At 47.8% G+C, this 25,873-nt stretch carries 28 protein-coding genes; 24 read left to right on the forward strand and 4 right to left on the reverse strand.

Going from position 1 to position 25,873, the window contains the following annotated elements; translation table 11 throughout:
• The first annotated feature begins 4 nt into the window (after positions 1–4).
• Genes QUE65_RS03200 through QUE65_RS03255 form a run of 12 tightly spaced genes read left to right on the forward strand, consistent with a single transcriptional unit; the run spans position 5 to position 11,788 of the window.
• Positions 5–793 carry an isoprenyl transferase gene (locus tag QUE65_RS03200; protein WP_286281854.1) on the forward strand — a complete coding sequence of 263 codons (789 nt, stop codon included), beginning with the start codon at positions 5–7 and terminating at the stop codon, positions 791–793.
• 5 nt (positions 794–798) lie between these two features.
• Positions 799–1,632, forward strand: a complete 834-nt coding sequence (locus QUE65_RS03205) for a phosphatidate cytidylyltransferase (protein ID WP_286281856.1) — start codon at positions 799–801, stop codon at positions 1,630–1,632.
• A 14-nt stretch (positions 1,633–1,646) separates the two neighbouring features.
• Positions 1,647–2,855, forward strand: coding sequence for a 1-deoxy-D-xylulose-5-phosphate reductoisomerase (gene ispC, locus QUE65_RS03210; RefSeq protein WP_286281858.1), 1,209 nt, complete (start codon positions 1,647–1,649; stop codon positions 2,853–2,855).
• Between the two features lie 2 nt (positions 2,856–2,857).
• Positions 2,858–3,982, forward strand: coding sequence for a M50 family metallopeptidase (locus tag QUE65_RS03215; RefSeq protein WP_286281859.1), 1,125 nt, complete (start codon positions 2,858–2,860; stop codon positions 3,980–3,982).
• Positions 3,979–6,324, forward strand: coding sequence for an outer membrane protein assembly factor BamA (bamA, locus tag QUE65_RS03220; RefSeq protein WP_458574766.1), 2,346 nt, complete (start codon positions 3,979–3,981; stop codon positions 6,322–6,324). Before QUE65_RS03215 ends, bamA begins: the two co-directional genes overlap by 4 nt.
• A 17-nt stretch (positions 6,325–6,341) precedes the next feature.
• The gene (locus QUE65_RS03225) at positions 6,342–6,869 is read left to right on the forward strand and encodes an OmpH/Skp family outer membrane protein (RefSeq protein ID WP_215372520.1); all 528 of its coding nucleotides are present in this window, start codon (positions 6,342–6,344) and stop codon (positions 6,867–6,869) included.
• Positions 6,870–6,874: 5 nt separating this feature from the next.
• The gene (gene lpxD, locus QUE65_RS03230) at positions 6,875–7,948 is read left to right on the forward strand and encodes a UDP-3-O-(3-hydroxymyristoyl)glucosamine N-acyltransferase (protein WP_286281860.1); all 1,074 of its coding nucleotides are present in this window, start codon (positions 6,875–6,877) and stop codon (positions 7,946–7,948) included.
• 21 nt (positions 7,949–7,969) lie between these two features.
• The gene (gene fabZ / locus QUE65_RS03235; RefSeq protein WP_215371843.1) at positions 7,970–8,416 is read left to right on the forward strand and encodes a 3-hydroxyacyl-ACP dehydratase FabZ; all 447 of its coding nucleotides are present in this window, start codon (positions 7,970–7,972) and stop codon (positions 8,414–8,416) included.
• Positions 8,416–9,210, forward strand: a complete 795-nt coding sequence (lpxA, locus tag QUE65_RS03240; RefSeq protein WP_286281861.1) for an acyl-ACP--UDP-N-acetylglucosamine O-acyltransferase — start codon at positions 8,416–8,418, stop codon at positions 9,208–9,210. Before fabZ ends, lpxA begins: the two co-directional genes overlap by 1 nt.
• A 6-nt stretch (positions 9,211–9,216) precedes the next feature.
• A complete protein-coding gene (gene lpxB, locus QUE65_RS03245) occupies positions 9,217–10,380 on the forward strand; it encodes a lipid-A-disaccharide synthase (protein ID WP_286281863.1) in 1,164 nt (387 codons plus the stop codon).
• 3 nt (positions 10,381–10,383) lie between these two features.
• Positions 10,384–10,968, forward strand: coding sequence for a ribonuclease HII (gene rnhB / locus QUE65_RS03250; RefSeq protein WP_215371848.1), 585 nt, complete (start codon positions 10,384–10,386; stop codon positions 10,966–10,968).
• Positions 10,961–11,788, forward strand: coding sequence for a TrmH family RNA methyltransferase (locus QUE65_RS03255; protein WP_286281865.1), 828 nt, complete (start codon positions 10,961–10,963; stop codon positions 11,786–11,788). The genes rnhB and QUE65_RS03255 overlap by 8 nt, the downstream gene beginning before the upstream one ends.
• Positions 11,789–11,794: 6 nt before the next feature.
• On the opposite strand, the gene ppsR is transcribed toward QUE65_RS03255, so the two are convergent.
• Complete coding sequence (ppsR, locus tag QUE65_RS03260) at positions 11,795–12,631, reverse strand: posphoenolpyruvate synthetase regulatory kinase/phosphorylase PpsR (RefSeq protein ID WP_215371850.1); 837 nt, start codon at positions 12,629–12,631, stop codon at positions 11,795–11,797.
• 131 nt (positions 12,632–12,762) lie between these two features.
• Between ppsR and ppsA the strand changes: the two genes are divergently transcribed.
• On the forward strand, positions 12,763–15,144 hold the full coding sequence (ppsA, locus tag QUE65_RS03265; RefSeq protein ID WP_286281869.1) for a phosphoenolpyruvate synthase: 2,382 nt from the start codon (positions 12,763–12,765) through the stop codon (positions 15,142–15,144).
• Between the two features lie 72 nt (positions 15,145–15,216).
• Here ppsA and smpB read toward each other — a convergent pair whose 3' ends face one another.
• Complete coding sequence (gene smpB / locus QUE65_RS03270) at positions 15,217–15,666, reverse strand: SsrA-binding protein SmpB (RefSeq protein WP_215371861.1); 450 nt, start codon at positions 15,664–15,666, stop codon at positions 15,217–15,219.
• A gap of 34 nt (positions 15,667–15,700) precedes the next feature.
• Between smpB and QUE65_RS03275 the strand changes: the two genes are divergently transcribed.
• From QUE65_RS03275 to QUE65_RS03325, 11 genes are read left to right on the forward strand one after another with little or no spacing between them, the layout of a single operon-like run.
• Entirely contained in the window at positions 15,701–16,135 is a 435-nt protein-coding gene (locus QUE65_RS03275) for a type II toxin-antitoxin system RatA family toxin (protein ID WP_215371862.1), read from the forward strand.
• Positions 16,125–16,487 carry an RnfH family protein gene (locus tag QUE65_RS03280; RefSeq protein ID WP_215371864.1) on the forward strand — a complete coding sequence of 121 codons (363 nt, stop codon included), beginning with the start codon at positions 16,125–16,127 and terminating at the stop codon, positions 16,485–16,487. Before QUE65_RS03275 ends, QUE65_RS03280 begins: the two co-directional genes overlap by 11 nt.
• A gap of 54 nt (positions 16,488–16,541) precedes the next feature.
• A complete protein-coding gene (guaB, locus tag QUE65_RS03285) occupies positions 16,542–18,008 on the forward strand; it encodes an IMP dehydrogenase (RefSeq protein ID WP_286281871.1) in 1,467 nt (488 codons plus the stop codon).
• 19 nt (positions 18,009–18,027) lie between these two features.
• Positions 18,028–19,635 carry a glutamine-hydrolyzing GMP synthase gene (gene guaA, locus QUE65_RS03290; RefSeq protein WP_286282419.1) on the forward strand — a complete coding sequence of 536 codons (1,608 nt, stop codon included), beginning with the start codon at positions 18,028–18,030 and terminating at the stop codon, positions 19,633–19,635.
• Positions 19,636–19,659: 24 nt separating this feature from the next.
• On the forward strand, positions 19,660–20,358 hold the full coding sequence (locus tag QUE65_RS03295) for a hypothetical protein (protein ID WP_286281873.1): 699 nt from the start codon (positions 19,660–19,662) through the stop codon (positions 20,356–20,358).
• Positions 20,334–21,086 carry a hypothetical protein gene (locus QUE65_RS03300; RefSeq protein ID WP_286281875.1) on the forward strand — a complete coding sequence of 251 codons (753 nt, stop codon included), beginning with the start codon at positions 20,334–20,336 and terminating at the stop codon, positions 21,084–21,086. The genes QUE65_RS03295 and QUE65_RS03300 overlap by 25 nt, the downstream gene beginning before the upstream one ends.
• Positions 21,087–21,095: 9 nt before the next feature.
• Positions 21,096–21,749 (forward strand): 7-carboxy-7-deazaguanine synthase, encoded by a 654-nt coding sequence (gene queE / locus QUE65_RS03305; protein ID WP_286281877.1) that lies wholly within the window; start codon positions 21,096–21,098, stop codon positions 21,747–21,749.
• Positions 21,749–22,207, forward strand: coding sequence for a 6-pyruvoyl trahydropterin synthase family protein (locus QUE65_RS03310; protein WP_251371915.1), 459 nt, complete (start codon positions 21,749–21,751; stop codon positions 22,205–22,207). Before queE ends, QUE65_RS03310 begins: the two co-directional genes overlap by 1 nt.
• A 6-nt stretch (positions 22,208–22,213) precedes the next feature.
• Entirely contained in the window at positions 22,214–22,672 is a 459-nt protein-coding gene (gene tadA, locus QUE65_RS03315; protein ID WP_286281879.1) for a tRNA adenosine(34) deaminase TadA, read from the forward strand.
• Entirely contained in the window at positions 22,669–23,613 is a 945-nt protein-coding gene (locus QUE65_RS03320) for an LD-carboxypeptidase (RefSeq protein WP_286281881.1), read from the forward strand. The genes tadA and QUE65_RS03320 overlap by 4 nt, the downstream gene beginning before the upstream one ends.
• Positions 23,607–24,257 carry an SOUL family heme-binding protein gene (locus QUE65_RS03325; RefSeq protein ID WP_286281882.1) on the forward strand — a complete coding sequence of 217 codons (651 nt, stop codon included), beginning with the start codon at positions 23,607–23,609 and terminating at the stop codon, positions 24,255–24,257. Before QUE65_RS03320 ends, QUE65_RS03325 begins: the two co-directional genes overlap by 7 nt.
• On the opposite strand, the gene QUE65_RS03330 is transcribed toward QUE65_RS03325, so the two are convergent.
• Both QUE65_RS03330 and QUE65_RS03335 read right to left on the reverse strand, forming a co-directional pair.
• Complete coding sequence (locus tag QUE65_RS03330) at positions 24,241–25,104, reverse strand: 23S rRNA (adenine(2030)-N(6))-methyltransferase RlmJ (protein WP_286281884.1); 864 nt, start codon at positions 25,102–25,104, stop codon at positions 24,241–24,243. The genes QUE65_RS03325 and QUE65_RS03330 overlap by 17 nt on opposite strands.
• Positions 25,097–25,870 (reverse strand): phosphatase PAP2 family protein, encoded by a 774-nt coding sequence (locus tag QUE65_RS03335; RefSeq protein ID WP_286281885.1) that lies wholly within the window; start codon positions 25,868–25,870, stop codon positions 25,097–25,099. The genes QUE65_RS03330 and QUE65_RS03335 overlap by 8 nt, the downstream gene beginning before the upstream one ends.
• Between the last annotated feature and the right edge of the window lie 3 nt (positions 25,871–25,873).

Below are 25,873 nucleotides of genomic sequence, written 5' to 3' on the forward strand. Positions count from 1 at the left end.
TCAAATGACCCAAGCCACTACCAGCTCCACGCTCGCCGTTCCTGCCGTTGGTAGTGTTCCCAAGCATGTGGCCATCATCATGGATGGTAATGGTCGATGGGCAACCAAACGATTTATGCCGCGCGTGGCTGGTCATTCAGAGGGGCTCGAGGCGGTTCGCAAAGTTGTTGAGGAGTGCGTTAAGCAAAACGTTGAGTACTTAACGTTGTTTGCCTTTAGTTCGGAGAACTGGCGAAGACCCCCAGAAGAAGTGGGCTTTTTAATGAAGCTCTTTCTTAAATCCCTCCGCAAAGAAGTTACGCGCCTTGCTGAAAATAATATTCGCCTCAAGATGATCGGCGACCTTAGTCGCTTTGGAAGTGCAATCACCGATATGGTTGAGTTCTCCGAAGAAAAAACAAAGGATTGCAATCGTTTAACGCTTACGATTGCAGCCAATTACGGTGGTCGTTGGGATATTTTGCAGGCTATGCAAAAAGCATTTGCTCAAAATCCCCAACTTGATCCAGGGAGTATTTCAGAGGAGTGGTTAACCCCTCATCTTTCCATGGCTTATGCCCCAGAACCTGATCTATTTATTCGCACAGGTGGAGAACAGCGGGTTAGTAATTTTCTTTTGTGGCAACTGGCCTACACCGAGCTGTATTTCACCGACATTCTTTGGCCAGATTTTGATGCGGCGGAGCTGCAAAAAGCCTTTCTTTGGTATGCCCAACGGGAGCGTCGCTTTGGTCGAACCAGTGCGCAATTGGTGAACGAATCCAACCCGATGCCCCTCTCCGATGCCGTCTAATTGGCATGCTTAAAACTCGGATCGCAACGGCTATCGTTATGCTGGGTATTTTGTTGCCAGTATTATTTTTGCTGCCCCCGATCTATCTCTCTGGTTTATTTTTTTTGGTTCTCGTGGCAGCCGCTTGGGAGTGGAGTCGCTTAATTGCTCCCAATGCATCGTATGCAGCTTATTTTTATGCTCTGGTGTGCGCCATGATTGTTCTTTTCCTAGGGCTCTTTGCAATTCCTTCGGTAGAAATTGCTTTACTGAGCATTGCTCTAGCCTTTTGGCTAATTGGTATGCCAATGATCCTATCCCAAGGAATTCATCTTTCATTGTTGCGGTGGCGATTTATTTTTAGTGTCCTCGGATTCATTATTTTGCCGACTGCGTGGTTGTCTTTGGATGTGCTCCGTGAGATTGGCTTGTGGTGGTTATTGAGCGCTTTGATATTGGTTTGGCTTGCTGATATTGGCGCCTATTTTGTTGGTAAGTCCTTTGGTCGACGAAAGCTTGCGAGCCAAATTAGTCCGGCTAAGTCAGTGGAGGGGGCTGTCGGTGGTTTAGTACTATGTTTAATGTATGCGACCGCCTGTGCATGGTATTTTCCTGCCGGCGATACCCTATTTGGGGCTTCTCAGAGTAAATGGGGTTGGGGTTGGATGCTCCTGATGACGGTAATTTTGGTGGCTTACAGCATTATGGGAGATCTGTTTGAGTCGCAGCTCAAACGGATTGCAAAAGTGAAGGACAGCAGTCATTTATTACCGGGTCATGGTGGGTTTTTGGATCGCGTTGATGCTTTATTACCCGTCATGCCAATTGCCGCATTATTCTCGATAATGGTGAGAAGCTAAAACCACCTCGTACTATGCACGATCTCATCACGCGAAAGCTTTGCATTTTAGGATCCACCGGATCAATCGGCGTGAATACGCTTGACGTGATACGTGCTCATCCAGATCAATTTAAGGTGACTGCACTCACTGCTGGTCGACAAATTGAACGTTTAGCCGAGCAATGTTTGGAGTTCAAGCCCAAGATCGCAGTCGTTCACTCTGCAGCTGACGCAAAAACGCTACAGGAACTCCTAAAAGGTAAGGGCCTATCGATCGCAGTGCATCATGGCGAGGCAGGTCTCATGAGTGCCGTAACGGAAAGCGAGTGCGATACCGTCATGGCTGCCATTGTTGGTGCCGCGGGTCTTTTGCCTACCTTACGAGCAGCTGAGCTTGGCAAACGAGTATTACTTGCGAATAAAGAGTCTCTGGTGATGTCCGGTGATATTTTTATGAATGCCGCGATCCAGGGTGGCGCAGAGTTGTTACCAATTGATAGTGAGCACAATGCAATTTTTCAGTGTCTACCACCACACTTTACAAATCCTAAACACACAATACGGATGAAAGAGCGTTTAGGGGTTGAAGAAATTTGGTTAACAGCTTCTGGTGGCCCTTTCCGAAATACCCCAATCGATCAGCTGGCCAATATCACGCCGGATCAGGCATGCGCCCATCCGAACTGGGTGATGGGTCGCAAAATTTCAGTTGATTCCGCAACGATGATGAACAAGGGTCTTGAGGTGATTGAGGCGCATTGGTTATTTGGTCTCCCCCTTGAGCAAATTAAGGTGCTCATTCATCCAGAGAGCGTGGTGCATTCCATGGTGCGTTATCGAGATGGCTCGGTCATGGCTCAGCTCGGGCAACCAGATATGCGCACACCGATTGCATTTGGTTTAGCTTGGCCCAATCGAATTGATGCTGGCGTTGCGCCTCTTGATTTGACTCAGTTATCAGGCTTGCACTTTACTGAACCAGATCTGCAGCGTTTCCCATGCTTAGGACTTGCATTTGCTGCTGCAAAGCAGGGGGGAACGAGCCCAACAGTTCTTAATGCTGCCAATGAGATCGCAGTCGCTGCCTTTCTAGAGGGCCGCTTACCGTATTTAAAAATAGCCCAGGCTGTTGAGTTTGCGCTTAATCAACTCCCCGGTCAAAAGGCCGGCTCTTTAGATGAAGTTTTAGCGGTTGATCGAGAGGCTCGCCTTAGAACCAGTGATTGGATTGCACGCCAATAAGCATGGAAGCGATTTCAACACTTCTTTATTTCTTAATCACCATCGGTATTTTGGTGAGTTTTCATGAGTTCGGACATTACACTGCCGCTCGCATGTGCGGGGTCAAAGTATTGCGGTTTGCAGTTGGCTTTGGAAAACCACTCCTGACCCTAAAATCAAAATCTGGAACGGAGTGGGTAATTGCTGCCATTCCTTTGGGTGGTTATGTAAAGCTTTTGGATGGGCGTGATTCAGAGCAGCAGATAGCGCCCGAGGAGCAAGCGATTGCCTTTGATACGCAACCTTTATGGCAACGTTCATTCATTGTTGCTGCTGGTCCACTTGCAAACTTCTTATTAGCGGTCATCTTGTTGGCATTCATATACATCAATGGTGTCCCACAACTTCCCGCTCAGATTCAAGCGCCGGCCGAACAAACCCTAGCAGCCAACTTAGATATGGAAAAAGGCGATGAGATTTTGGCGTGGAAGTCTACAGGCGATGACGAATTTATACCGATTGTGAGTTGGAACGATTTGCGTTGGCGTTTGTTGGATGCAATTACTGCAGAGCGCGGCTTTTCTTTAGAGCTTGAGGCAGAGTCTGGAAAGCGTCACGTCGTGGAATTTAAGGGAGATGCATTACCCCGTCTTTCACCAAACACCGACCCCTTTGCTCGTTTGGGTATTTTGCCAATTCCAGGCAAAGATGCAGATGGTCAGTCTACGTGGTTTGAGCTTCAGCTCGGTCCAATTGATTCACTTATTTATGCTGGCGAACGGGTTTGGTTGATTACCAAAGTCTCGACGCGAATGATGATTGGTCTGGTTACCGGGGAGACCTCCTTAAAGCAGCTGAGTGGCCCAATAAGTATTGCCGATATGGCGGGCAAATCAGCACAGTTTGGCTGGCAATCCTTCGTCTCTTTTCTGGCACTTCTCAGCATCAGTATCGGTTTATTAAACCTTATCCCTTTACCAATGTTGGATGGCGGCCAGCTCATGTATGATGCATGGGAACTAGTCACTGGAAGGCGCTTATCCATTGAGTTGCAAGCGGTCTTTCAGCGGTTTGGCTTTATATTAATCATTGCACTCACACTATTTGCTGTATTTAACGATCTACAACGCTTATTTCCGTCTTCATGATCCGTTTTTCGTCATTTCTCAATCGCCTGATGCGCTATTTGGCCGGTAGCTTTAGTGCTATCTTTTTAGCCATGGCTGCATTGACTCAACCAGCAGTTGCTGCGGACTCATTTGTTGTTAAAGATATTCGGATTGAAGGTTTACAGCGGGTAGAGCCTGGCACCGTATTTAGTTATCTCCCCGTTCAAGTGGGTGAGCGTTTTACCCCCGAAAAGGCTGCTGATTCGATTAAAGCCTTATATGCGACTGGATTCTTTCGAGATGTTCAGATTCAGGCACAGGGCGACGTCCTAATTGTGATTGTGGATGAGCGCCCCACGATCTCCCGGATTGAGTTCACGGGTATGAAGGAATTTGATCCTGAAGTGGTTCGCAAATCATTACGTAGCGTCGGGGTAGCGGATGCCCGTTTTTATGACAAGGCCTTGATTGATAAAGCGGAGCAGGAGCTTAAGCGTCAATATGTGAGTAAGGGATTGTTTGCGGCCGAGGTGGTTACAACGGTTACGCCAGGAGCGCGAAATCAAGTAGCGATCTTCTTCAATATTGATGAAGGGCCGGTAGCTAAGATTAAGGAAATTAATTTCATTGGTAATAAGGTATTTAGTGAAAGCACCTTGCGCAGCCAAATGCAGCTGCAAACCGGTGGTTGGCTGTCGTGGTACTCCAAAGATAATTTGTACTCGAAGCAAAAGCTAACTGCTGATCTTGAGACCATTCGTTCGTATTACCTAAATCGGGGCTATCTTGAGTTTGTGATCGAATCGACCCAAGTGTCCATTACCCCGGATAAACGCGATATCTATTTGACAATCAGTATTCGTGAAGGTAATAAATTTACCGTCAAGAACATTAGTCTGGCCGGGGAGTTATTAGGCAAGGAAAAGGAGTTTCAATCTCTATTGACCATCAAAGCTGGCGATACCTTCTCATCGGCAAAGTTGGCAGAAAGTACCAAAGCAATTGCTGAGAAACTTGGTTCGTATGGCTATGCTTTTGCAGTCATCAATCCACAGCCCGATATCCGTCGCGATTTGAATGAAGTAGATATAACGTTGGTGATCGATGCGGGGCGTCGAGTCTATGTACGCAAAGTCGAAATTACGGGTAATTCAAAGACGAGGGATCTGGTGATTCGGCGCGAAATGCGTCAGTTTGAGAGCGCCTGGTTTGATAGTGAAAAGATTCGGATTTCTAAAGAGCGAATTGGTCGAACAGGCTATGTGAAGGATAGCGAAATTACCACCGCCGATGTTCCTGGCTCGCCCGATCAAGTCGATGTGAGCGTCAAGGTTGAAGAAAAACCAACCGGTGCGATATCGATTGGTGCCGGATTTTCTTCTACTGAAAAATTAATCCTGACCGCCGGTATTAATCAAGAAAATGCGTTTGGAACCGGAACCAGTATTGGTCTTAATTTCTCGCTCGGTAAGATTAATCAATCCTTAGCACTTTCACAGTACGACCCTTACTTTACTGAGGACGGTATTAGTCGATACACTGACTTTTTCTATCGTTCTAATAAGCCACTGTATTACGTCGGCGATCCCGATTATCAAATTAAATCTTTCGGAACAAACTTAAAGTTTGGAGTACCTTACACTGAGGTTGATCGAGTATTTTTTGGAACTGGTCTCGAGTTTTTCGATATTTACGTGACTCAAAATACTCCGCAACCCTATCAGACCTATGTGCAAGACTGGGGCCAAACCATTCCAAGTCGATTGCAAACTTATAACATTCCAATTACGGTTGGCTGGGCACGCGATGGTCGCGATAGTGCTCTGATTCCATCCAAAGGATCGCTCCAACGTCTATCGGGAGAAGTTGGAACACCTCTTGGTAATCTGCTGTTCTATCAATTAAATGCCCAATATCAGCAATACCATTCATTCTCCAAAGGCAATATCCTGTCCTTTAATGGAGAGATTGGCTATGGCGAGGGTTATGGTAACAAGCCTTATCCCATTACCAAGAACTATTTCGTAGGCGGTATTGGTTCGGTGAGGGGGTATGCACCGGGTTCGCTTGGGCCAAAGTATTTCAACACCACCACGGGCACCTTCTTGCCAACTGGTGGCCAGTCTAAGATTGTCACCAATGTTGAATATACCTTCCCGGTCCCAGGTTCCGGGGTAGATAAGACCTTGCGCCTCTTTACCTTTGCGGACGGCGGTAATGCCTTCCAGGATATTAATTTAGTCCTGAAATATTCTTATGGTTTTGGTTTATCTTGGATTTCTCCACTAGGACCTTTAAAATTTAGCTATGGCATACCGGTAAATGCGCAGCCTACTGATAGAATTCAAAGGTTGCAATTCCAAGTGGGTACAGCGTTTTAATCGTAAGGAAAATGATAATGATTCAGGGATTAATGACCAAAGTGTCTAAATTAGTTATAACTGCATTCTTGACGGGTGTTTGTGCTGTGGCCTTTGCGCAAGATGCCCCGCCTCGCATTGCTTTTGTGAATGCCGAAAAGATTTTTGTTGAGTCCAATATGGCAAAAGCAGCCCAATCGCGTTTGCAAAATGAGTTTGCAAAGCGTCAGAATGAAATTCGGGATGGCGCTCAAAAAATTAAGGCGGCTGCTGAGAAATTAGATAAAGACGCTGCCGTAATGCCTGAAGCGGAGAGAATTCGAAAGCAGAGGGAGCTGGCTGATTTCGATCGAGAGTTACAGCGTAAGAATCGTGAGTTAAACGATGATGCCAATCAACGTAATGCCGAAGAGCGAGCAAAAATTGCAGAAAAGGCAAATATTGCAATTCGACAAGTGGCTGAACAGCGTAAGATCGATGTGATTTTTCAAGAGCCCCCAGCCTACCTCAATCCGAGACTTGATGTGACCGATGAGGTGATAAGGGTCTTAAATAATCTCAAGTAATTCAGATGCCAACCGCCATCGAGCTAGCCGAACAATTTCAAGTTAGCTTGGTGGGGGATGGTTCCCGATTGCTGCGCTCACTCGCTCCGTTAGAGCGAGCTCAATCTGACGAGATCTCCTTTCTATCCAATCCCCTCTATCGCCAACAGGCACTGGCAAGTGGTGCGGGTGCATTAATCGTTAGTGATGCGGACTTCCAGTTTTTGAAAGCCCACTCCCAGTCTGCTGAGACGACCTATTTTGTTTCTAAAAATCCTTACGCCAGCTTTGCCAAGATGGCTCAGTGGTTTGCAAAGCAAGGCGCATCAAGTTACTCCCCTGGAATTAGTCCCATGGCGGTCGTCGATAAAACTTCCAAAATTCCCGCCTCATGCCATATTGGGCCCTTTGTACAAATTGGGCCAGGCGTTTCTTTGGGTGAGCGCACGGTTCTTTTAGGTCAAATCAGTATTGGTGAGGGCGCTAGCTTAGGGGATGATTGCCTCATTTATCCCAATGTCACCATTTATCACGATTGCGTCATTGGCGATCGTTGCATTGTTCATAGTGGTGCTGTAATCGGAGCGGATGGTTTTGGCTTTGCTCCTGATTTTTCGTCGCAAGGGGGTCAATGGCTCAAAATCCCTCAAACCGGTGGGGTGCGCATAGGTCAAGACGTTGAAGTGGGAGCTTGCACAACGATTGATCGGGGAGCGATGGCCAATACCATGATTGGTGATGGTTGCAAGATTGATAACCAAGTACAAATTGCGCACAACGTGGTGATTGGTATTCATACCGTGATTGCTGGTTGTGCCGCTATCGCGGGTAGCACGACCATTGGCAATTACTGCGTAATTGGTGGCAATGCAAATTTTGCGGGCCATCTTCAGATCGCAGACCGAACAACCGTATCAGGCGGTACCCCAGTGATTCGATCCATTACCGAGTCGGGTACGCATATTACCGGCGTTTTTCCTTCAATGCCCCATTCCGCTTGGGAACGAAATGCTGCGATTCTGCGCGGACTGGATAAAATACGGGAGCGGATTCGGGATCTCGAAAGTAAATCTTCAGATTCGGTCACCAAACCCGATTAGTAACTTTTTTATGGACACGCTATGAGTCAAGCAGTGATTGATATTCACAGGATTTTGAAATTACTACCTCATCGGTATCCTTTTTTATTGGTGGATCGGGTCATTGAGTTGGACCCCGGAAAAACGATCAAAGCATTGAAAAATGTCACGATGAATGAACCGTTCTTTCAAGGTCATTTCCCAGACTTTCCCGTGATGCCAGGCGTTCTCATTATTGAAGCTTTAGCTCAAACGGCAGCGCTTTTAACATTCTCCGAAGAGCATGATCCCGAAGATGTGTATTACTTTGCAGGAATTGATGGCGCTCGTTTTAAGCGGATCGTGCTTCCCGGTGATCAATTGATCATGCACGCGACATTTGAGCGCGGTAAGGCTGGTATTTATAAGTTTCAGGTCAAAGCGACTGTCCAAGATGAATTGGCAGCCGAAGCAGCAATTACCTGCGCGGTTCGAAAGAAGAGTGCGTAATGGCCACGATTCACGCAAGTGCCATTATTGATCCCAAGGCGCAATTAGCTGATAACGTTGTTATTGGTCCGTATGCCGTGATTGGGCCACATGTCTCCTTGGGTTCAGGTTGTTCGATTGGATCGCATAGTGTCATTGAGGGGCACACGACCCTTGGGCAAGATAATCGAATTGGTCACTTTGCTGCCATTGGTGGCGAACCGCAGGACATGAAATACCGCGGTGAGCCTACTCAACTCATTATTGGTGACCGAAATACGATTCGGGAGTTCACGACGATTCATACGGGTACCGCGCAAGATCAGGGAATTACTCGGATTGGTAATGACAACTGGATCATGGCCTATGTGCATATTGCGCACGATTGCCAGATTGGTAATCACACCATTTTTTCTAGTAATGCCCAAATTGCTGGACATGTGGAGGTGGGAGATTGGGCAATTCTCGGAGGCATGTCCGGTGTTCATCAGTTTGTTCGGATTGGCGCCCATGCGATGTTAGGCGGGGCCTCAGCGCTAGTGCAAGATATTCCACCATTTGTCATGGCGGCTGGGGATAAGGCGGGACCGCATGGTATTAATGTTGAGGGCTTAAAGCGACGCGGTTATTTGCCCGAGGCCATTATGGAACTGCGCAACGCCTACAAGGTTTTGTATAAAGATGGACTGAGTTTTGAAGATGCAAAAGTCGCTATCGATGCCATGGTAAAGAAACAAACCGATGCTAAAACTCAAGAGGCCTTGGTGCAGTTTCATCAATTTCTAGCCGCCTCTAGTCGCGGCATTATCCGGTAATTCATTTTGCCGAGCCTGGCTTGTGTTGCAGGAGAGCCATCTGGGGATTTAATCGCAGCCCCCGCTCTTGCTGCCCTAAAGCAGATACCATCCACCCGCGATCTCCAGGTATTCGGAATTGGTGGGCCAGCCATGCAAGCAGAGGGTTTTATCTCGCGCTGGCCGATGGAGACCTTGAGTGTGCGGGGCTATGTCGAAGCATTAGCGCAATTACCTGCCATTTTGCGATTACGCTCTGAGTTATTGCATTACCTCTTAAAGGTCGAGCGGCCCGATGTCTTTTTGGGGGTTGATGCGCCTGATTTTAATTTGGGGGTTGAGACTCGATTAAAGCAGGAAGGTATTGCAACCATTCATTTGGTATCGCCATCGATTTGGGCTTGGCGAGGTGGTCGTATTCACAAAATAGCACGTGCGGTCGATCGGGTTCTGTGTTTATTTCCGTTCGAACCCGAGATTTATGAGAAAGCTGGGATTGCAGCAAGCTATGTTGGCCACCCTTTAGCTAGCGAGATCCCAGAGATTGTGGATCAGGTTGGAGCGAAGGAAAGTTTGGAGATTGATAGCATAACGATTGCGGTGTTACCCGGCAGTCGTCAGTCGGAGATTGAATTAATCGGTCCACTATTTTTTGAGACCATGGCCATTCTGGCAAACCAATTCAAGGGGCAAAACCTTCATTTTGTTCTTCCTGTTGCGGCACCCCATTTACGACCTGCAATTGAGGGTTTACGACAGCAATTAGTTACGAGTCATCCCGGTATTCAATTGATCTTATTGGACGGAGATGCCAATTTGGCTTTGGCTGCTGCTGACGTAGTGTTAATTGCTAGCGGCACCGCTACCTTGCAAGCAGCCCTTTGGAAAAAACCCATGGTCATATCGTATAAGGTGCCTTGGCTAACCGCACAGATTATGAAACGTCAGGGATATTTACCTTACGTGGGTTTGCCTAATATTCTCTGTGGTGAGTTCGTGGTACCGGAGCTTTTGCAAGATGCTGCTAAGCCCGAAGACCTGGCTCGCGAAGTAATGCATTGGTTAAATCATCCGGAGGCAGTTCAGGCTCTTCAAAAACGGTTTGAAGAGCTACATCGGATTCTGAAGCGACCGACTGGGCTTCTGGTAGCGCAAGCAATTGAACAAACCGTCCACGACCGAGTTCGGTAGGCCATGAGTACCATCTGGATTTGCGGTGTTGATGAAGCGGGGCGCGGCCCTTTGGTTGGCGCAGTTGTTGCTGGAGCAGTTGTACTGGATCCTCAGCAACCGATTGTTGGGCTAAAGGACTCAAAAAAATTAAGTCCCGCAAAGCGGGAAACCCTTTATACGGAGATTATGTCAAAGGCAAAGGCCTGGGGCATTGGCGAAGCATCTCCCCAGGAGATCGATCAGTTCAATATCTTGCAAGCGACCATGTTGGCTATGCAACGCGCAATACAGTCTCTAGTTGATCAGATGGGCGAGTGGCCAGGTGAAGCCCTGATCGATGGTAATCGTTGCCCTTCATTACCCATCCCAGCGCGCGCAATTGTTCAAGGGGATGCAAAAGAACCGGCCATCTCAGCAGCATCCATCCTTGCCAAGGTGCATCGTGATCGACAAATGCAAATTTTGCATCTGCAATTTCCTCAGTATGGCTTTAATCAGCATATGGGTTATCCCACTGAGGCTCACATTGCAGCTCTGAAGCACTATGGCCCATGCTTAGAGCATCGGCGCTCATTTGCGCCAGTGCGGGAGCTTATTAATGCATAACCCCAAGGGTATTATTTCATCAAAAGAAAATACCTTGCTCAAGCGAATTCGTCAGCTTCAGCAGGTAGGTAGTAAGGGTCAGAAGGCTCGCCATGAGCATCAGCTTGCCGTAATGGATGGAATCCATCTATTGCAAGTATGGCAAGGTGACCCTCGTTTGGAGAGCATCGTAATCACTCAAGGGGCCCTTGCTAATGCTGAAATTGCGCATATCATTCACACGCATTGCGAACAATGCCCAGAAGCTGAAATTCTGTTGGTTGATGAGGTCTTATGGCCTTCAATTAGTGAACTGGAGTGCGCACCTCAAATCATGGGTTTAGTTCGTCTAGAGCCTCTAAAAAATACGTCCAAGAACTTACTGGGCGACACTATTGTTTTAGATGCTGTTCAGGATGCTGGTAATGTCGGAACAATTTTGCGCACGGCTTTAGCGTGCCATTTCTATCAAATCGTGTGTACGGTTGGAACCGCTCATATTTGGTCGCCTAAAGTAATTCGGGCAGCGATGGGCGCACATCGCTATTTGACTTTTTATGAGGCGCAAAGTGTCGATGAGGTGACCAGTAATATTGAGGCACCTTTGTTGGCAACTGCCATGACCGCTAAGCGCTCGCTCTATTCTATGCAAGCACTTCTACAAAAGCCAGTTGCTTGGGTATTTGGTAATGAGGGGCAAGGGGTCTCTCCTGAGCTTTCACAACAAGCCACTTCGATTCGGGTTCCTCAAAATCCAAAGCTGGAGTCTTTAAATGTAGCGAGTACTGCTGCAGTATGTTTGTACGAGACCTTGCGTGTGCGAGGGCAATTTAATACTTAACCATGCCTAGCCGAGTATGGTTTTATCAGAGCGAATTGCCTGTAGGATTGTTGTTGCAATTTCTTCAATCGATTTACTGGTGGTCGAGACCCATGGAATGGACTCGCGCCGCATCATGGCAGTGGCTTCATTAATCTCGTATCGACAGTTTTCTAATTTGGCATAGTTACTTCCCGGTCGGCGTTCGTTTCGAATTTCTGATAAACGTTCGGGGTCGATCGTCAAGCCGAAAATTTTTTGTTTATGAGAGAGTAGATCCTTGGGTAGCCGTCCCCGTTCAAAGTCTTCAGGGATCAGTGGGTAATTTGCTGCTTTCAATCCATATTGCATGGCTAAGTAAAGACTTGTAGGTGTTTTACCAACTCGAGACACTCCCACCAGAATCACATTGGCATCCACCAGATTTTGATTGGACTGGCCATCATCGTGGGCTAAAGAATAGTTAATTGCTTCAATCCGATTTTTATACGCATCCGTATCGGCGTTGTGATGTAAACGATTGATTGCGTGGGTTGAGCGCATTCCCAGAGTTTCTTCAAGGGGTGCCACAAAGGTTTGAAACATATCAAGGACTAATGCCTTGGCTTTTCCAACAATCTGATTAACCTCTGGATTAACCAGGGTGGTAAAGACAATTGCTTGACCATACTTCGGATCAGTGCCATTAATTTGAGATACCGCGTCATGTGCTTTGTCCACAGTATCGACAAATGGAATACGAATCTGTCGAAAGCTGGCTTCAAACTGAGCCAAGATCGATTGACTAAAGTTTTCAGCGGTAATACCCGTCCCATCAGAGACGATATAAACAATGCGGGGCGCGGTATTGGCCAGAAGAGTCATGGTGTTAGATGAGATAAAGATTGATTAAAAAATAGGCAAATTAAGGTCCAGTAATACAATAATGCTCATTCAAGTATGCCCGATTTTAGGAGCAACGCTTTAGCCAGTTTTTTAACTTTACGAGAGTCTTTATGTCTATGCAAAATAAGCAAAACGCCTATGTTTTGCCTTTTGAGGAGCTGCGTGTTGGCGATGTCGAGTCGGTAGGTGGTAAAAATTCCTCATTGGGTGAAATGATTTCACAGTTGGCATCTGCAGGGGTCCGCGTTCCAACCGGTTTTGCCACCACATCGGTTGCATTTCGGGATTTCTTAAAACATAATCAACTCGATCAAAAGATTTCAGAGCGGCTTGCTAAGCTCAATGTGGATGATGTCCGCGCTTTAGCTGAGGCAGGTGCTGAGATTCGCTCATGGATCGAGGGGGCCGCCTTTCAACCTCAGTTAGAAGCTGATATACGCGCAGCTTTTCAAAAACTCGATACATCGAGTAAGGGATCTTTTGCGGTGCGATCCTCGGCAACGGCTGAGGATCTACCCGACGCTTCATTTGCAGGTCAGCAAGAAACTTTTTTGAATGTCTCTGGCATCGATGAGGTGTTAAAAAAAATCCGTGAGGTATTTGCATCACTATATAACGATCGCGCGATTTCCTATCGCGTCCACAAAGGGTTTGCTCACGCGGATGTCGCACTTTCTGCCGGAGTACAACGCATGGTGCGCTCGGATCTTGGGGCAGCAGGCGTGATGTTTACTCTCGATACCGAGTCTGGGTTTTCGGGAGTAGTTTTTATTACTTCTAGCTATGGTTTGGGTGAGACGGTGGTGCAGGGCGCAGTCAATCCCGATGAGTTCTATGTCTTTAAAGAGACCTTAGCCAAGGGCAAAAAGGCCATTATTCGGAAATCATTGGGGTCAAAGTTAATTCAGATGCAGTTTGCTCCCCAAGGTTCCGCAGAGCGTGTGCAGACCGTTGAAGTGAACCCTGAAGAACGCAATCGTTTCTCAATTAGCGATGATGATGTCACTGAGCTTGCAAAGTATGCAGTCATTATTGAGAAGCACTATGGGCGACCCATGGATATTGAATGGGGTAAAGATGGTGAGGATGGCAAGATCTATATTCTTCAGGCACGTCCTGAGACCGTCAAAAGCCAAGCAGCTGATCAAGTAGAGCTGCGCTATCGCTTAAAGGGAAATTCAAAAGTCATTACCACGGGTAGAGCCATTGGCCAAAAAATTGGTGGTGGTCCAGTACGGGTAATTCGAGATGCTAGCGAAATGGATCGGGTTCAGCCTGGTGATGTTTTGGTGGCCGATATGACCGACCCAAATTGGGAGCCCGTCATGAAGCGTGCTTCGGCAATCGTCACTAATCGAGGTGGTAGAACTTGCCATGCCGCAATTATTGCGCGTGAACTTGGTGTTCCTGCAGTTGTGGGTTGCAGTAATGCAACCGATGTCTTACAAGATGGTGCAGTAGTTACTGTTTCATGCGCTGAGGGTGATGAAGGACGTATTTATGATGGCCTGATTGAAACCGAGGTCACTGAGGTAAAGCGCGGTGTTTTGCCTGAGATACCTGTCAAGATCACCATGAATATCGGTAACCCTCAGTTGGCCTTTGATTTCTGCCAACTGCCAAACGCGGGTGTTGGTCTGGCCCGATTGGAATTCATTATTAATAATTATATTGGCGTGCATCCGCGAGCAGTATTGGAATATCCCAATATTGATGCCGATCTAAAGCGGGCGGTGGAGAGTGTGGCGCGCGGGTATCCAAGTCCACGGGCATTTTATGAGGATAAATTGGTTGAAGGGGTCGCAACGATTGCTGCCGCCTTTTATCCCAAGCCAGTCATTGTCCGATTATCGGACTTTAAGTCCAATGAGTACAAAAAGTTGATTGGCGGATCGCGTTACGAGCCAGATGAAGAAAACCCCATGCTCGGCTTTCGGGGGGCATCGCGGTATGTGTCAGAGGATTTTGGGGAGGCATTTGCCCTTGAATGCGCTGCGATGAAGCGAGTACGCGAGGAAATGGGCTTGGATAATGTGGAGATCATGGTGCCGTTTGTGCGAACCATTGCACAGGCAAAGCGCGTGATAGACATGATGGCTAAGTTTGGTCTGCAACGCGGGGTTAACGGCTTGAAATTGATCATGATGTGCGAGATTCCATCGAATGCCATTTTGGCCGATCAATTCCTGGAGTACTTTGATGGCTTCTCAATTGGCTCAAACGATATGACCCAGTTAACTCTAGGGCTTGATCGCGATTCTGGCATGGAGCTCTTGGCCATTGATTTCGATGAGCGCGATCCCGCAGTGGAGTTCATGATTGAGCGGTCGATTGATGCCTGCGTCAAGCAAGGGAAGTATGTTGGCATTTGCGGACAGGGACCCTCTGATCACCCAGACTTTGCCAGGTGGCTTGTGAAAAAGGGAATCACCTCCATCTCACTAAATCCAGACAGCGTCGTACAAACCTGGGAGTTTTTAGCCAAAAATTGATTTCTCATCCTTCACATGTCCAGTAGCGGCTTTAGAAATCCTTATTTGCACCCAAATAGTGCAAATAAGGATTCAGGAGAGTTGCCCGCGCACGATTCTGGCCTTCTCGCGCTCCCAATCACGCTCTTTACTGGCTTCGCGCTTATCGTGTTGTTTCTTACCTCGGGCAAGCCCAATTTCACATTTGACTCGACCTTTTGAGAAGTGCAAATTGAGGGGGACTAAGGTATAGCCACGTTGCTCAACCTTGCCGATTAATTTCCGAATCTCGCTCTCATTTAAGAGAAGTTTCCGTGTTCGGGTTGGGTCAGCATAGATATGCGTCGATGTCGATGAAAGTGGGCTGATATGAGAACCAATTAGAAAAATTTCAGCATTGCGAACGACCACATACGCTTCTTTAATTTGTGCGCGCCCAGCACGAATTGCCTTGACCTCCCACCCTTCGAGGACAAGACCCGCTTCATAGCGTTCTTCAATAAAATAATCAAAGAATGCTTTTTTGTTATCAACGATACTCATGGTTTAGAGTTTTTATAGGTTCCACAGTTTCATTATGGCAGACGTCAATAAGACGGTTTTGATTGGTCAATCCGCTGACCGCATGTATAGCCTAGTTACAGACGTTAGGCGCTATCCAGAGTTTTTACCCTGGTGCGGCGGTGTGGATATTTACGAGCAAACCGAGACGGTGCTTGATGCCAAAATCAAGATTCACTTCAAAGGCATTGAGCAGTTCTTTCATACTCGGAACACAAACCATCGCCCCGATTCGATTGATATGCAGTTTGTCGATGGTCCATTTAAAAAGTTCACTGGGCAGTGGCGCTTCATTCCCTTACGTGAAGATGCATGCAAGATTGAGTTTAATTTGCACTGGGAGTTTAAAAGCGTGATCCTAGATAAGATCATCGGTCCGGTGTTTTCTTATATCGCCAGTACCTTTGTGGACTGTTTTGTAAAGCGAGCGGAGCAACTGTATGGCCACTAAAGCTAAATCCATGGAAATACTTTTATGCGATGCGCGCCAGGATCCGCCATTACTGGAAATTCATCACCTTCCATTCCATGATGTCCAAAAGCCCACGGTGGGTTGGGCGCTTCAAATCTTGGGGATCGCTAACAATCAAGACGATCCAGCGATTAGCCGGAAGGGGTGTTATGGAGTATTTGGTAAGCGAAAGGATTGGGATAGCCCACTCTATGCCGGGGACCGTTTGGAGCTCTATGCACCATTACTGATTGACCCTAAATCGGCCAGGCGAAAGAAGGCTAATCGGGACAAAGACAGCCTTCTAAAAGCGAAAGCGCTGCGCCGCCAGGCAGCAAAACCCAGGCCATGAAGGAGCTTTCGACGCAGAACCTTTATAATCGGATTTTGCGACTAGGGGTTTTGCATGCGACTCATACAAAAAGCACTGACCTTTGATGACGTGCTCCTTGTGCCGGCTTATTCGGCCGTCCTTCCTCGTGACACCAGCTTGGTCACCCAATTAACCCGCGAGATTACGATCAACATTCCCTTGGTATCTGCTGCGATGGATACAGTGACCGAGGGCAGGCTCGCGATTGCCATGGCAAGTGAGGGTGGTATCGGAATCATTCATAAAAATCTAAAGCCGGCTGAGCAAGCCAAAGAGGTGGCCAAGGTAAAGCGCTTTGAGTCGGGAGTCTTACGCGACCCAATCACGATTTCTCCTGAGATGACCGTGCGTCAAGTGATTGCTTTGTCGAGGGAGCATGGATTTTCAGGGTTTCCAGTACTTCAGGGGAAAACGGTGGTTGGCATTATCACCAATCGCGACCTTCGTTTTGAAGAAGATTTAGATGCGACCGTAAAAGCAAAGATGACTCCGCGTGAGCGACTCATCACTGTGAAGGAGGGCGCGAGTCTCGAGGATGCTAAACGCCTCATGAGTAAGCACCGCTTAGAGCGCGTATTGGTTGTCAATGATGCTTTTGAGTTACGTGGTTTGGTCACCGTTAAAGATATTTTGAAAGCTACCGAGCATCCGAACGCCGCTAAAGATAGCGAAGGAAAATTACGCGTTGGCGCTGCTGTCGGCGTTGGTCCTGAGAATGACGAGCGCGTTGAGCTGCTGGTCAAGGCTGGTGTTGATGTCATTGTGGTCGATACTGCACATGGCCATAGCCAAGGCGTTCTCGATCGGGTGAAGTGGGTCAAGCAGAACTATCCTCAAGTACAAGTCATCGGCGGCAATATTGCGACTGGCGATGCTGCGAAAGCACTTGCTGACCATGGGGCAGACGGTGTGAAAGTGGGCATTGGTCCTGGCTCTATTTGTACTACCCGAATTGTGGCAGGTGTCGGCGTCCCACAAATTACAGCAGTGGTAAATGTTGCCGATGCCCTAAAGGGGACTGGTATTCCATTGATTGCAGATGGCGGAGTACGCTACTCCGGAGATGTTGCGAAAGCCCTGGCCGCCGGTGCCAATAGCGTGATGATGGGTGGTATGTTTGCTGGAACGGAAGAGGCGCCTGGCGAAGTCTTTTTATACCAAGGGCGATCCTACAAGAGTTATCGAGGCATGGGCTCCTTAGGCGCCATGGCCGATGGTGCCGCCGATCGCTACTTCCAAGAAGATATCAGTGCTGCCAATGCTGAGAAATTGGTCCCCGAGGGAATCGAGGGGCAAGTGCCATACAAGGGAAGCGTCCTGAGTATCTTGCATCAACTGAGTGGCGGCATTCGTTCGTCGATGGGCTATTGTGGCTGCACAACCATTACCCAGTTGCATGAGAAGGCCAGTTTTGTGGAGATTACTTCTGCGGGTGTGCGAGAGTCGCATGTCCATGATGTGAAGATCACGAAGGAAGCCCCTAACTATCACGTTGATTAAGAGTCGCTTGGGCAAAACTGTGCACGATACGATTCTGATTCTTGATTTTGGTTCTCAAGTTACGCAATTGATTGCCCGCCGTGTGCGGGAGTCAAAGGTCTATTCCGAGATCTGGCCCTATGACTCCGATCCTGAACGAATCAAAACATTTGTAAAAGAACGTCGCTGTAAAGGGATCATTCTCTCGGGTGGACCAAGCTCGGTCACTGAGCCTAACAGCCCCAGGGCTCCAGAGATCGTTTTTCAGCTGAATGTTCCAGTCCTTGGTATTTGTTATGGTATGCAAACGATGGCCGCCCAATTAGGTGGTCAGGTTGCCTCGGCAGAGTCATTGGGCAAAGCGCGTGAGTTTGGATATGCCGAGGTACGAGCCCGCGGCCATACGGATTTACTGAACAATATTGAAGACCACCGCACAGCCGAAGGCCATGGAATTCTAAAAGTGTGGATGAGTCACGGTGACTCGGTGACCGAGTTGCCACCCGGATTTAAATTAATGGCCTCAACGTCCTCATGCCCGATTGCGGGAATGGCCAATGAAGAGAAGCATTTTTATGGCTTGCAATTCCATCCTGAGGTAACCCACACCTTAAAGGGTAAAGAGATCCTAAATCGTTTCGTACATGAGATTTGCCAATGCAAGGCTGATTGGGTGATGGGGGATTACATTGCTGAAGCGGTATCGAAGATTAAACACCAAGTTGGCAATGACGAAGTAATTTTGGGACTATCAGGTGGCGTGGACTCGAGTGTGGCTGCAGCACTGATTCATCGAGCCATTGGACCTCAGCTAACGTGTGTATTTGTCGATCATGGTTTGTTGCGTCTTCATGAAGGTAAGATGGTGATGGATATGTTCGCTCGAAACTTGGGAGTCAAGGTGATTCATGTGGATGCCGAGCATGAGTTCCTATCCCAGCTAAAGGGTGTCACCGATCCAGAGCAAAAGCGCAAAATTATCGGAAAAGAATTTGTTGAGGTATTTCAGCGCGAATCTGGCAAGATCAAAAATGCCAAGTGGCTTGCCCAAGGTACGATTTATCCGGATGTAATTGAGTCGGCAGGTAAGGGTAAAAATAGTACCCATACGATTAAGAGTCATCACAACGTTGGGGGATTGCCTGAGGACATGCATCTTCAGCTTCTAGAGCCATTGCGGGAGTTATTTAAAGATGAAGTGCGAGCCTTGGGCGTTGAGCTCGGTTTACCAAAGGAGATGGTGGATCGCCATCCCTTCCCTGGACCAGGACTTGGCGTCCGGATTTTAGGAGAGGTCAAGCCGGAATTTGCGGATCTTTTACGCAGAGCGGATGCCATCTTTATCGAAGAACTTCGCAATACGATTGATCCAAATACCAAGCAATCTTGGTACGCACTTACGAGTCAGGCGTTTGCAGTCTTTTTGCCTGTGAAATCGGTTGGAGTCATGGGGGATGGTCGGACCTATGAATATGTTGTTGCACTGCGCGCAGTGCAAACCCAAGACTTTATGACTGCGCATTGGGCGCATCTACCACACGAACTGCTTGGCAAAGTATCCAATCGCATTATTAATGAAGTGCGCGGTATTAATCGCGTGGTCTTTGACATCAGTGGTAAACCACCATCCACGATCGAGTGGGAATAGCTATTTTTGTTCTAAGGAGTTTCTATGAACCCCCTACGTCGCCTTGTTATTAGTTCAGCTGCTTTAGCTCCACTGGGTTGCGCAACGGCAACCTTTGATCGCGGCATCCCAGTTGCCGCTCCTAAGAAAATACCCAGTGTGCGCTCGCCCCAATTAGGTCAGGAATGGATCTACTCGCAGTTCGATACATTCTCAAGTCGGTTACTTGATGTGGTAACCGAGCGTATTGAGATTGTGGGGCCAGGAGTTACGATCTCTCGCAGCAATCGCGACGGCGCAAATCTTGCCAGTGAGATTCAATCGTCCTGGGGGATGATTACAACGGATCCGCATTGGGGTCGTATTCTGAGCTATGGCCCTGCGATTCCTCTCTGGCCTGAGCAAATGCAGGCTAATTGGAGTAAGCAATTCACGACTCGTTATTCAATTGCGGGGTACCCAGGTAATTCGTTTGGTTGGCAGCAGTATATGTATTGTGCGGGCTGGGAAAAGCTTAAAGTTCCAGCTGGTGAGTTCACCTGTTTGCGCTATCAAAATCTAATAAATTTTCAGAGTGACGATGCCAATAAGCTGGATTGCATTCGTCACGAGATCATTTGGTTTGCCCCAGAAATTGGACGTTGGGTTGCGCGCGAGTCTTCTGGCTCCTATCAAATTCAGGGTCAAATTGGTGCGGTATTACTCGAGAACAGCACCGCGTGGCAATTGCGTTCCTGGAAGTAACGCGGATGTTGTTTAAATACCTTTCTTGGCGAAGTGCAACCACTGCCATAGCTAGTTTGTTGTTGACCGCATGCCTGGGTTCGGTATCTCACATTCCCAAGACCGAGATTGCGCCACCTCAGGTTGCCCCAGTTGTTCGAGCGCCGGCAGTGGGGCAGCAGTGGATCTATGAAGTTCGCAATGTTTTCAATGGCGAGTTGGTTGATATTTTGACCGAGACCATTGTATCTGTGGGACCAAAAATACAAATTGCCCGGAAGGGTAAAAAACTAGGTAAGTTACCCGATGAGATTCAAGAGCCTTGGGGAATGATTTTGCAAGATCCTCACTGGACCCCGCCACAACGGTTTACTAAGGTTGTACCCCTTTGGCCGCAAGAACTCAAGCCCGGCTGGTCTGGTTTTTACCGGACCCGCTATCAAGTGCTGGGATTTCCAGACAATGATTTCTATTGGGGCCTAACCATTCAAGCAAATGCTTGGAATCGGATTAAAACGCAAGCTGGTGAGTTTGATGCTCTCTATTATGTGAATACCGCAGATTATTTTGAGAGCGATGACTTCATGCGCTACGTTAATAATCGACGCGATCGGGTTTGGTTTGCCCCACAAATTGGCCGTTGGGTTGTGCGTGAAAGCTTTGGCGAGTACCTCTGGCTAGGTATGACTGGTTGGGCTCAATCCATCAAAGAGGACTATCTGCGCTGGGAACTCATTGCGTGGAAGTAATCTCTATTCATGTACTCGGTTAAAGAAATTTTTTCAACCTTACAGGGCGAGGGCGCTCAGGCCGGGCGTGCCGCTGTATTTTGCCGATTTGCGGGTTGTAATTTGTGGTCTGGGCGCGAGGAAGATCGCTCATCTGCCATTTGCCAGTTTTGTGACACAGATTTTGTTGGAACCGACGGCATTGGGGGCGGTAAGTTCGCGAGTCCCGAGGAGCTTGCCAAGGCCATTGAAAACGCCTGGATTGATTCGATGAGAACCCATCGTTATCGCTATGTGGTCATGACCGGTGGAGAGCCGTTATTGCAGCTTGATGAGCCTTTAATCAAGGCCTTGCATGCAAAGCAATTTGAGATCGCGATTGAAACGAATGGCACAATTGCGGTCCCCAAAGGAATAGATTGGGTTTGCTTAAGCCCTAAGGCTGGGGCTGATTTGATTGTGAAGCAGGCCCATGAAATCAAGTTGGTCGTTCCGCAAGCAGGTCATCAACCGATTGAATCAGTTTTACATCGCTTTGAGGCAATGGATTTTCGTCACCGTTACATTCAAGCGATGGATGGCCCCAATCTAAGCGACAATATGGCCTTCGCGGTTGAACTGTGCCAAAAGCATCCGCTTTGGCGCTTAAGCGTGCAAACCCACAAAATGATCGGAATTCGGTAATGCAGCAACTCACGATTACACGTCGCCTGGAATTTGATGCGGGTCATCGCATTCCTAATCATGGTGGGCAATGTCGCCACCTGCACGGCCATCGCTATGCAATTGAGTTAACTGTTCAGGGCCCCGTCCATGAAAGTCGTGGGAAAGCCGATGATGGGATGGTAATTGACTTTGGTGATGTCAAACGTATCGCTTTGACCCATTTGGTTGAGCCCTGGGATCATGCATTTTTGGTCGCTAAGCAAGATACTCTACTGGTTCAATTCTTAGAAAGTTTGCCAGATCATAAAACTGTGGTGTTGGATGATGTGCCAACGGTTGAGAACTTAGTCAAGTTTGCCTTTGATCGTTTGGCACCGATTTTTGCTGCACAGACCCAAGGAAAACTTTCGCTCTTTAGTGTGCGATTGTACGAAACACCCAATTGCTGGGCTGATTATCCTGTTCGAGTGGCTTAAGGACTGATGGTATCGCCACAAGACGAATCGTTTATGCGTCTTGCCATTTTGCAAGCTCAAAAGGCAGCAGCATGTAACGAGGTTCCGGTGGGTGCGGTCCTTGTATTTGACGATCAGGTCATTGGTCAAGGTTACAACCAGCCAATTGGGTTACATGACCCCAGTGCCCATGCAGAAATGATGGCAATTCGGGAGGCAGCTAAATCACTTGAGAACTACCGAATTCCCCAATCAACCCTTTACGTAACATTGGAACCTTGTGCAATGTGCTGTGGGGCTATCCTTCATGCTAGAGTCAAGCGTGTGGTGTTTGGTGCAACTGATCCCAAAACAGGAATGGCCGGTAGCGTCGCTAACCTCTTTGACCTGAAAGCGATTAATCATCAAACTGAAATTGAGGGTGGCGTATTAGCGGATGAGTGTGGCAACCTATTGAGAGAGTTTTTTAAACAACGACGTTCATGAAGATTCATTTAATTGCCCCGTCTGGCGCAAGTCCCGATATGCGCAGCCCAGAAGCTGCCTTGCGCTGGCTTAAGGAGCAGGGTGTAGTGGTGCATAACGCGGCATGCACTGAGCGAGTATTTGAGCGTTTTGCGGGTACGGACCAAGAGCGTTTAGCCGAAATCAATTTAATTCCCACGATTGATCCGAATGACATGGTCATGGCGGTTCGGGGTGGCTATGGCCTACATCGTCTTCTTGATGCGATTAACTGGAAAGACATTGCAATCTCAGTAAAGCAAGGTTTGCAGATTTGTGGTCATAGCGATTTCACCGGATTTCATTTGGGATTGCTTGCTAAAACTGGGGCAATGAGTTTAGCTGGGCCGATGCTCAATTATGATTTTGGTCCACTAAATGAGTATGGTGAGCCACAGACCCCGAGCGCCTTTACCTGGCGCCACTTCCAAACTGCGATTCAGTCGCGCCGCATGAGCGTAGCAGTACCCGATATTCAGCACTATGCTGGTGAAGTCGATCTCTCCCAAAATATTCAGGGGATGCTTTGGGGCGGTAATCTCAGTATTCTCACTACCCTGTTGGGAACCGCCTATTTTCCGAATGCAAAGCAGATTCAGGGTGGGATCTTATTTCTTGAAGACGTCAATGAACATCCATATCGTATCGAGCGTATGTTGTTACAGCTTCATGAGGCTGGAGTGCTTGCGAGTCAGCAAGCTATTATTTTTGGGCACTTTAATCAATACCGTTTATACGAAGTCGATCGTGGTTACCAATTGGATAGTGCGCTCAAGTATGTCCGAGAGCGTTTGACGAAGAAAATCCCGATACTTACTGGGTTACCATTCGGTCACGTGGCTGATAAATTAACGCTACCTGTCGGTGCTCAAGTCAATCTTCAAGCGAGTTTAAAAGGATTTGTATTGGAAGGAAAATGGTAAAACGTGCACGACAAGCAATTATCTCCAGCCTAATTTTTTTGGTATCCACCCCACTTATGGCGCTTGAAGAACCGAAATACACCGTGATTGAAAGCGCTGCTCCATTTGAGTTGCGCCAATATGCCCCTATGATCATTGCCGAGGTCACTGTGGACGGCGACATGAGTGAAGCGGGTAGTAAGGGGTTTCGTTTAATTGCCGGATATATTTTCGGTAAGAATCAAGTAAAAGCAAATGCATCCACTGATGCAAAGTCGAATGAAAAGATCGCGATGACCGTTCCGGTAACGATGGAACCTGCCAGCGAGAAGATTGCGATGACCGCACCGGTGACGATGGAAAATCAAGCGGGCCCTAATCAATGGCGCATGTTCTTTGTGATGCCTGGTCAGTACACCTTAGCTACCTTACCGACACCACTCAGCCCTGAGGTTAAGCTCAAAGAGATCCCGGCGCACCGTAAAGCGGTGATTAGTTTTACTGGGTTTAACTCGCAAGAGAAGACGCAAGAGAAAACAGCGGAACTGAAGGCGTGGATGAAGTCTAAAAATCTGACTCCATTAGGTGAGCCGCAACTGGCGCGGTATAACCCGCCGTGGAGCATTCCTTTCCTGCGGCGTAATGAAGTTATGTTGGACTACTAGTTTCTAAGTCAAACGTTGCTCCCGTATCTTCACCTAAGACCCTTTGTAAGATCGGCAAAGTTCTTTCTAAAAAGGGTGCCAAGGTCCAAACTGGATTAATCACCCATACCCCGCTGAATTGAAGTCGTTTCTCCCCAACTGAATGTGCAATACGCAGCTCGGCTCTTAACCATGGACGCTCGAATTGCTCAGATAAAGCGCGCAAGCGCTTGACCAGTTGCCTAGATTCTGGGCGTTGTAAGACGGGATACCAAATCAGATAGGTGCCAGTTGCAAATCGCTCTAAAGCTTCACTTAAGCTAGCTTCGACCGCTCGGTAATCCGACTTGAGCTCATACGATGGATCCATCAGGATCAAACCCCGACGGCTTGGTGGGGGTAGTAAGGACTTTAGGGACAAAAAACCATCGTGTTGGCGTGCATCAATTTGCGATTGATTGCCTAAGGTCGCAATATTGGTTTGTAAAACACCAATATCGCTTGGGTGGAGCTCAAATAATCGTAGGCGATCCTGAGGGCGAAGGAGGTGCGCCATGATAAATGGAGAGCCGGGATAAACATTCAATGCATCTTTGGAATTGAAATGATCAATTGCCTCCCGATACCCTCTAAAGTCAGGCTGATCAAACTCCGGACTTTTCCATAGACGATCGATCCCTCCTTGACATTCTTGGCTAATAGCCGCATAACCATCGCGTAGCAAATAGATACCGGCACCCGCATGAGTATCAACCAACATCACTGCCGCATCTTTCTCTTGCAGGTATTGCACGCTATGAATCAGTACTAAATGTTTTAAGACATCGGCGTGGTTACCCGCATGAAATGCGTGGCGATAACTAAACATTGGATTGCGGCTTATTTTGGCGCATCACAAACGCCAGCAGTGTGATCAGAACAAGCGCGCTACCGAGGTATTGCAAAAGTTGATTATGCGGAAAATCCAAGACCGTGGTTTGTAAGATATAGAGCTCTACGATTCCAGCAACCGCAATGATCCGAGGAATGAGGCTTGTTGGGTTTAAGTATTGATTCTTTACATGGGTCATTAAATGACTGGCAATCAGGCCACACCAGATGCCTAAGGCAGACCCAACCAAAATATCCCCAGGCCAATGGGCGCCTACAGCGCTGCGTGAGATGCCAGTTAGAGTAGCTATGACAAACAAGACTAGAAGTAAATTACGACGCGCTGGTGTAGTGGCAAAATAAAGTGCACTCGCTACGGAGAACACCGTGAGGGTATGACCAGAAGGTAGCGCATGTTGAAGCAGAGGGTTACCCAAAATCGTAAAACTATTCTCGGCTAGAACACCAGCTGGCCTGGGTAAATTAATCAATGGTTTTAGGATGAGGCTAATAATGGCAGCAAAGCTACCTGCAAGAAGAGCCGCGCAGAGTTGTCGTGGGGCAATCAAGAGTAGCGGAAAGCATAGGGCAAATACTCCCCAGCCATTACCTAAGAACGTAAACCATGCCCACACCCAGTTCGGTAGGATTTGCGCAGCCTGATTCATCCACAGAAAGAGCTGAATCTCTTGGCCACTCACTACCAATACGAGCCACAGGAGAAGGGGCAGAAGAGGAACTGCCCAAGCGCGACCCAGTGACATGGG

Source organism: Polynucleobacter sp. HIN8 (genome assembly GCF_030297615.1).
In the GTDB taxonomy this organism is placed as follows: Bacteria; Pseudomonadota; Gammaproteobacteria; order Burkholderiales; family Burkholderiaceae; genus Polynucleobacter.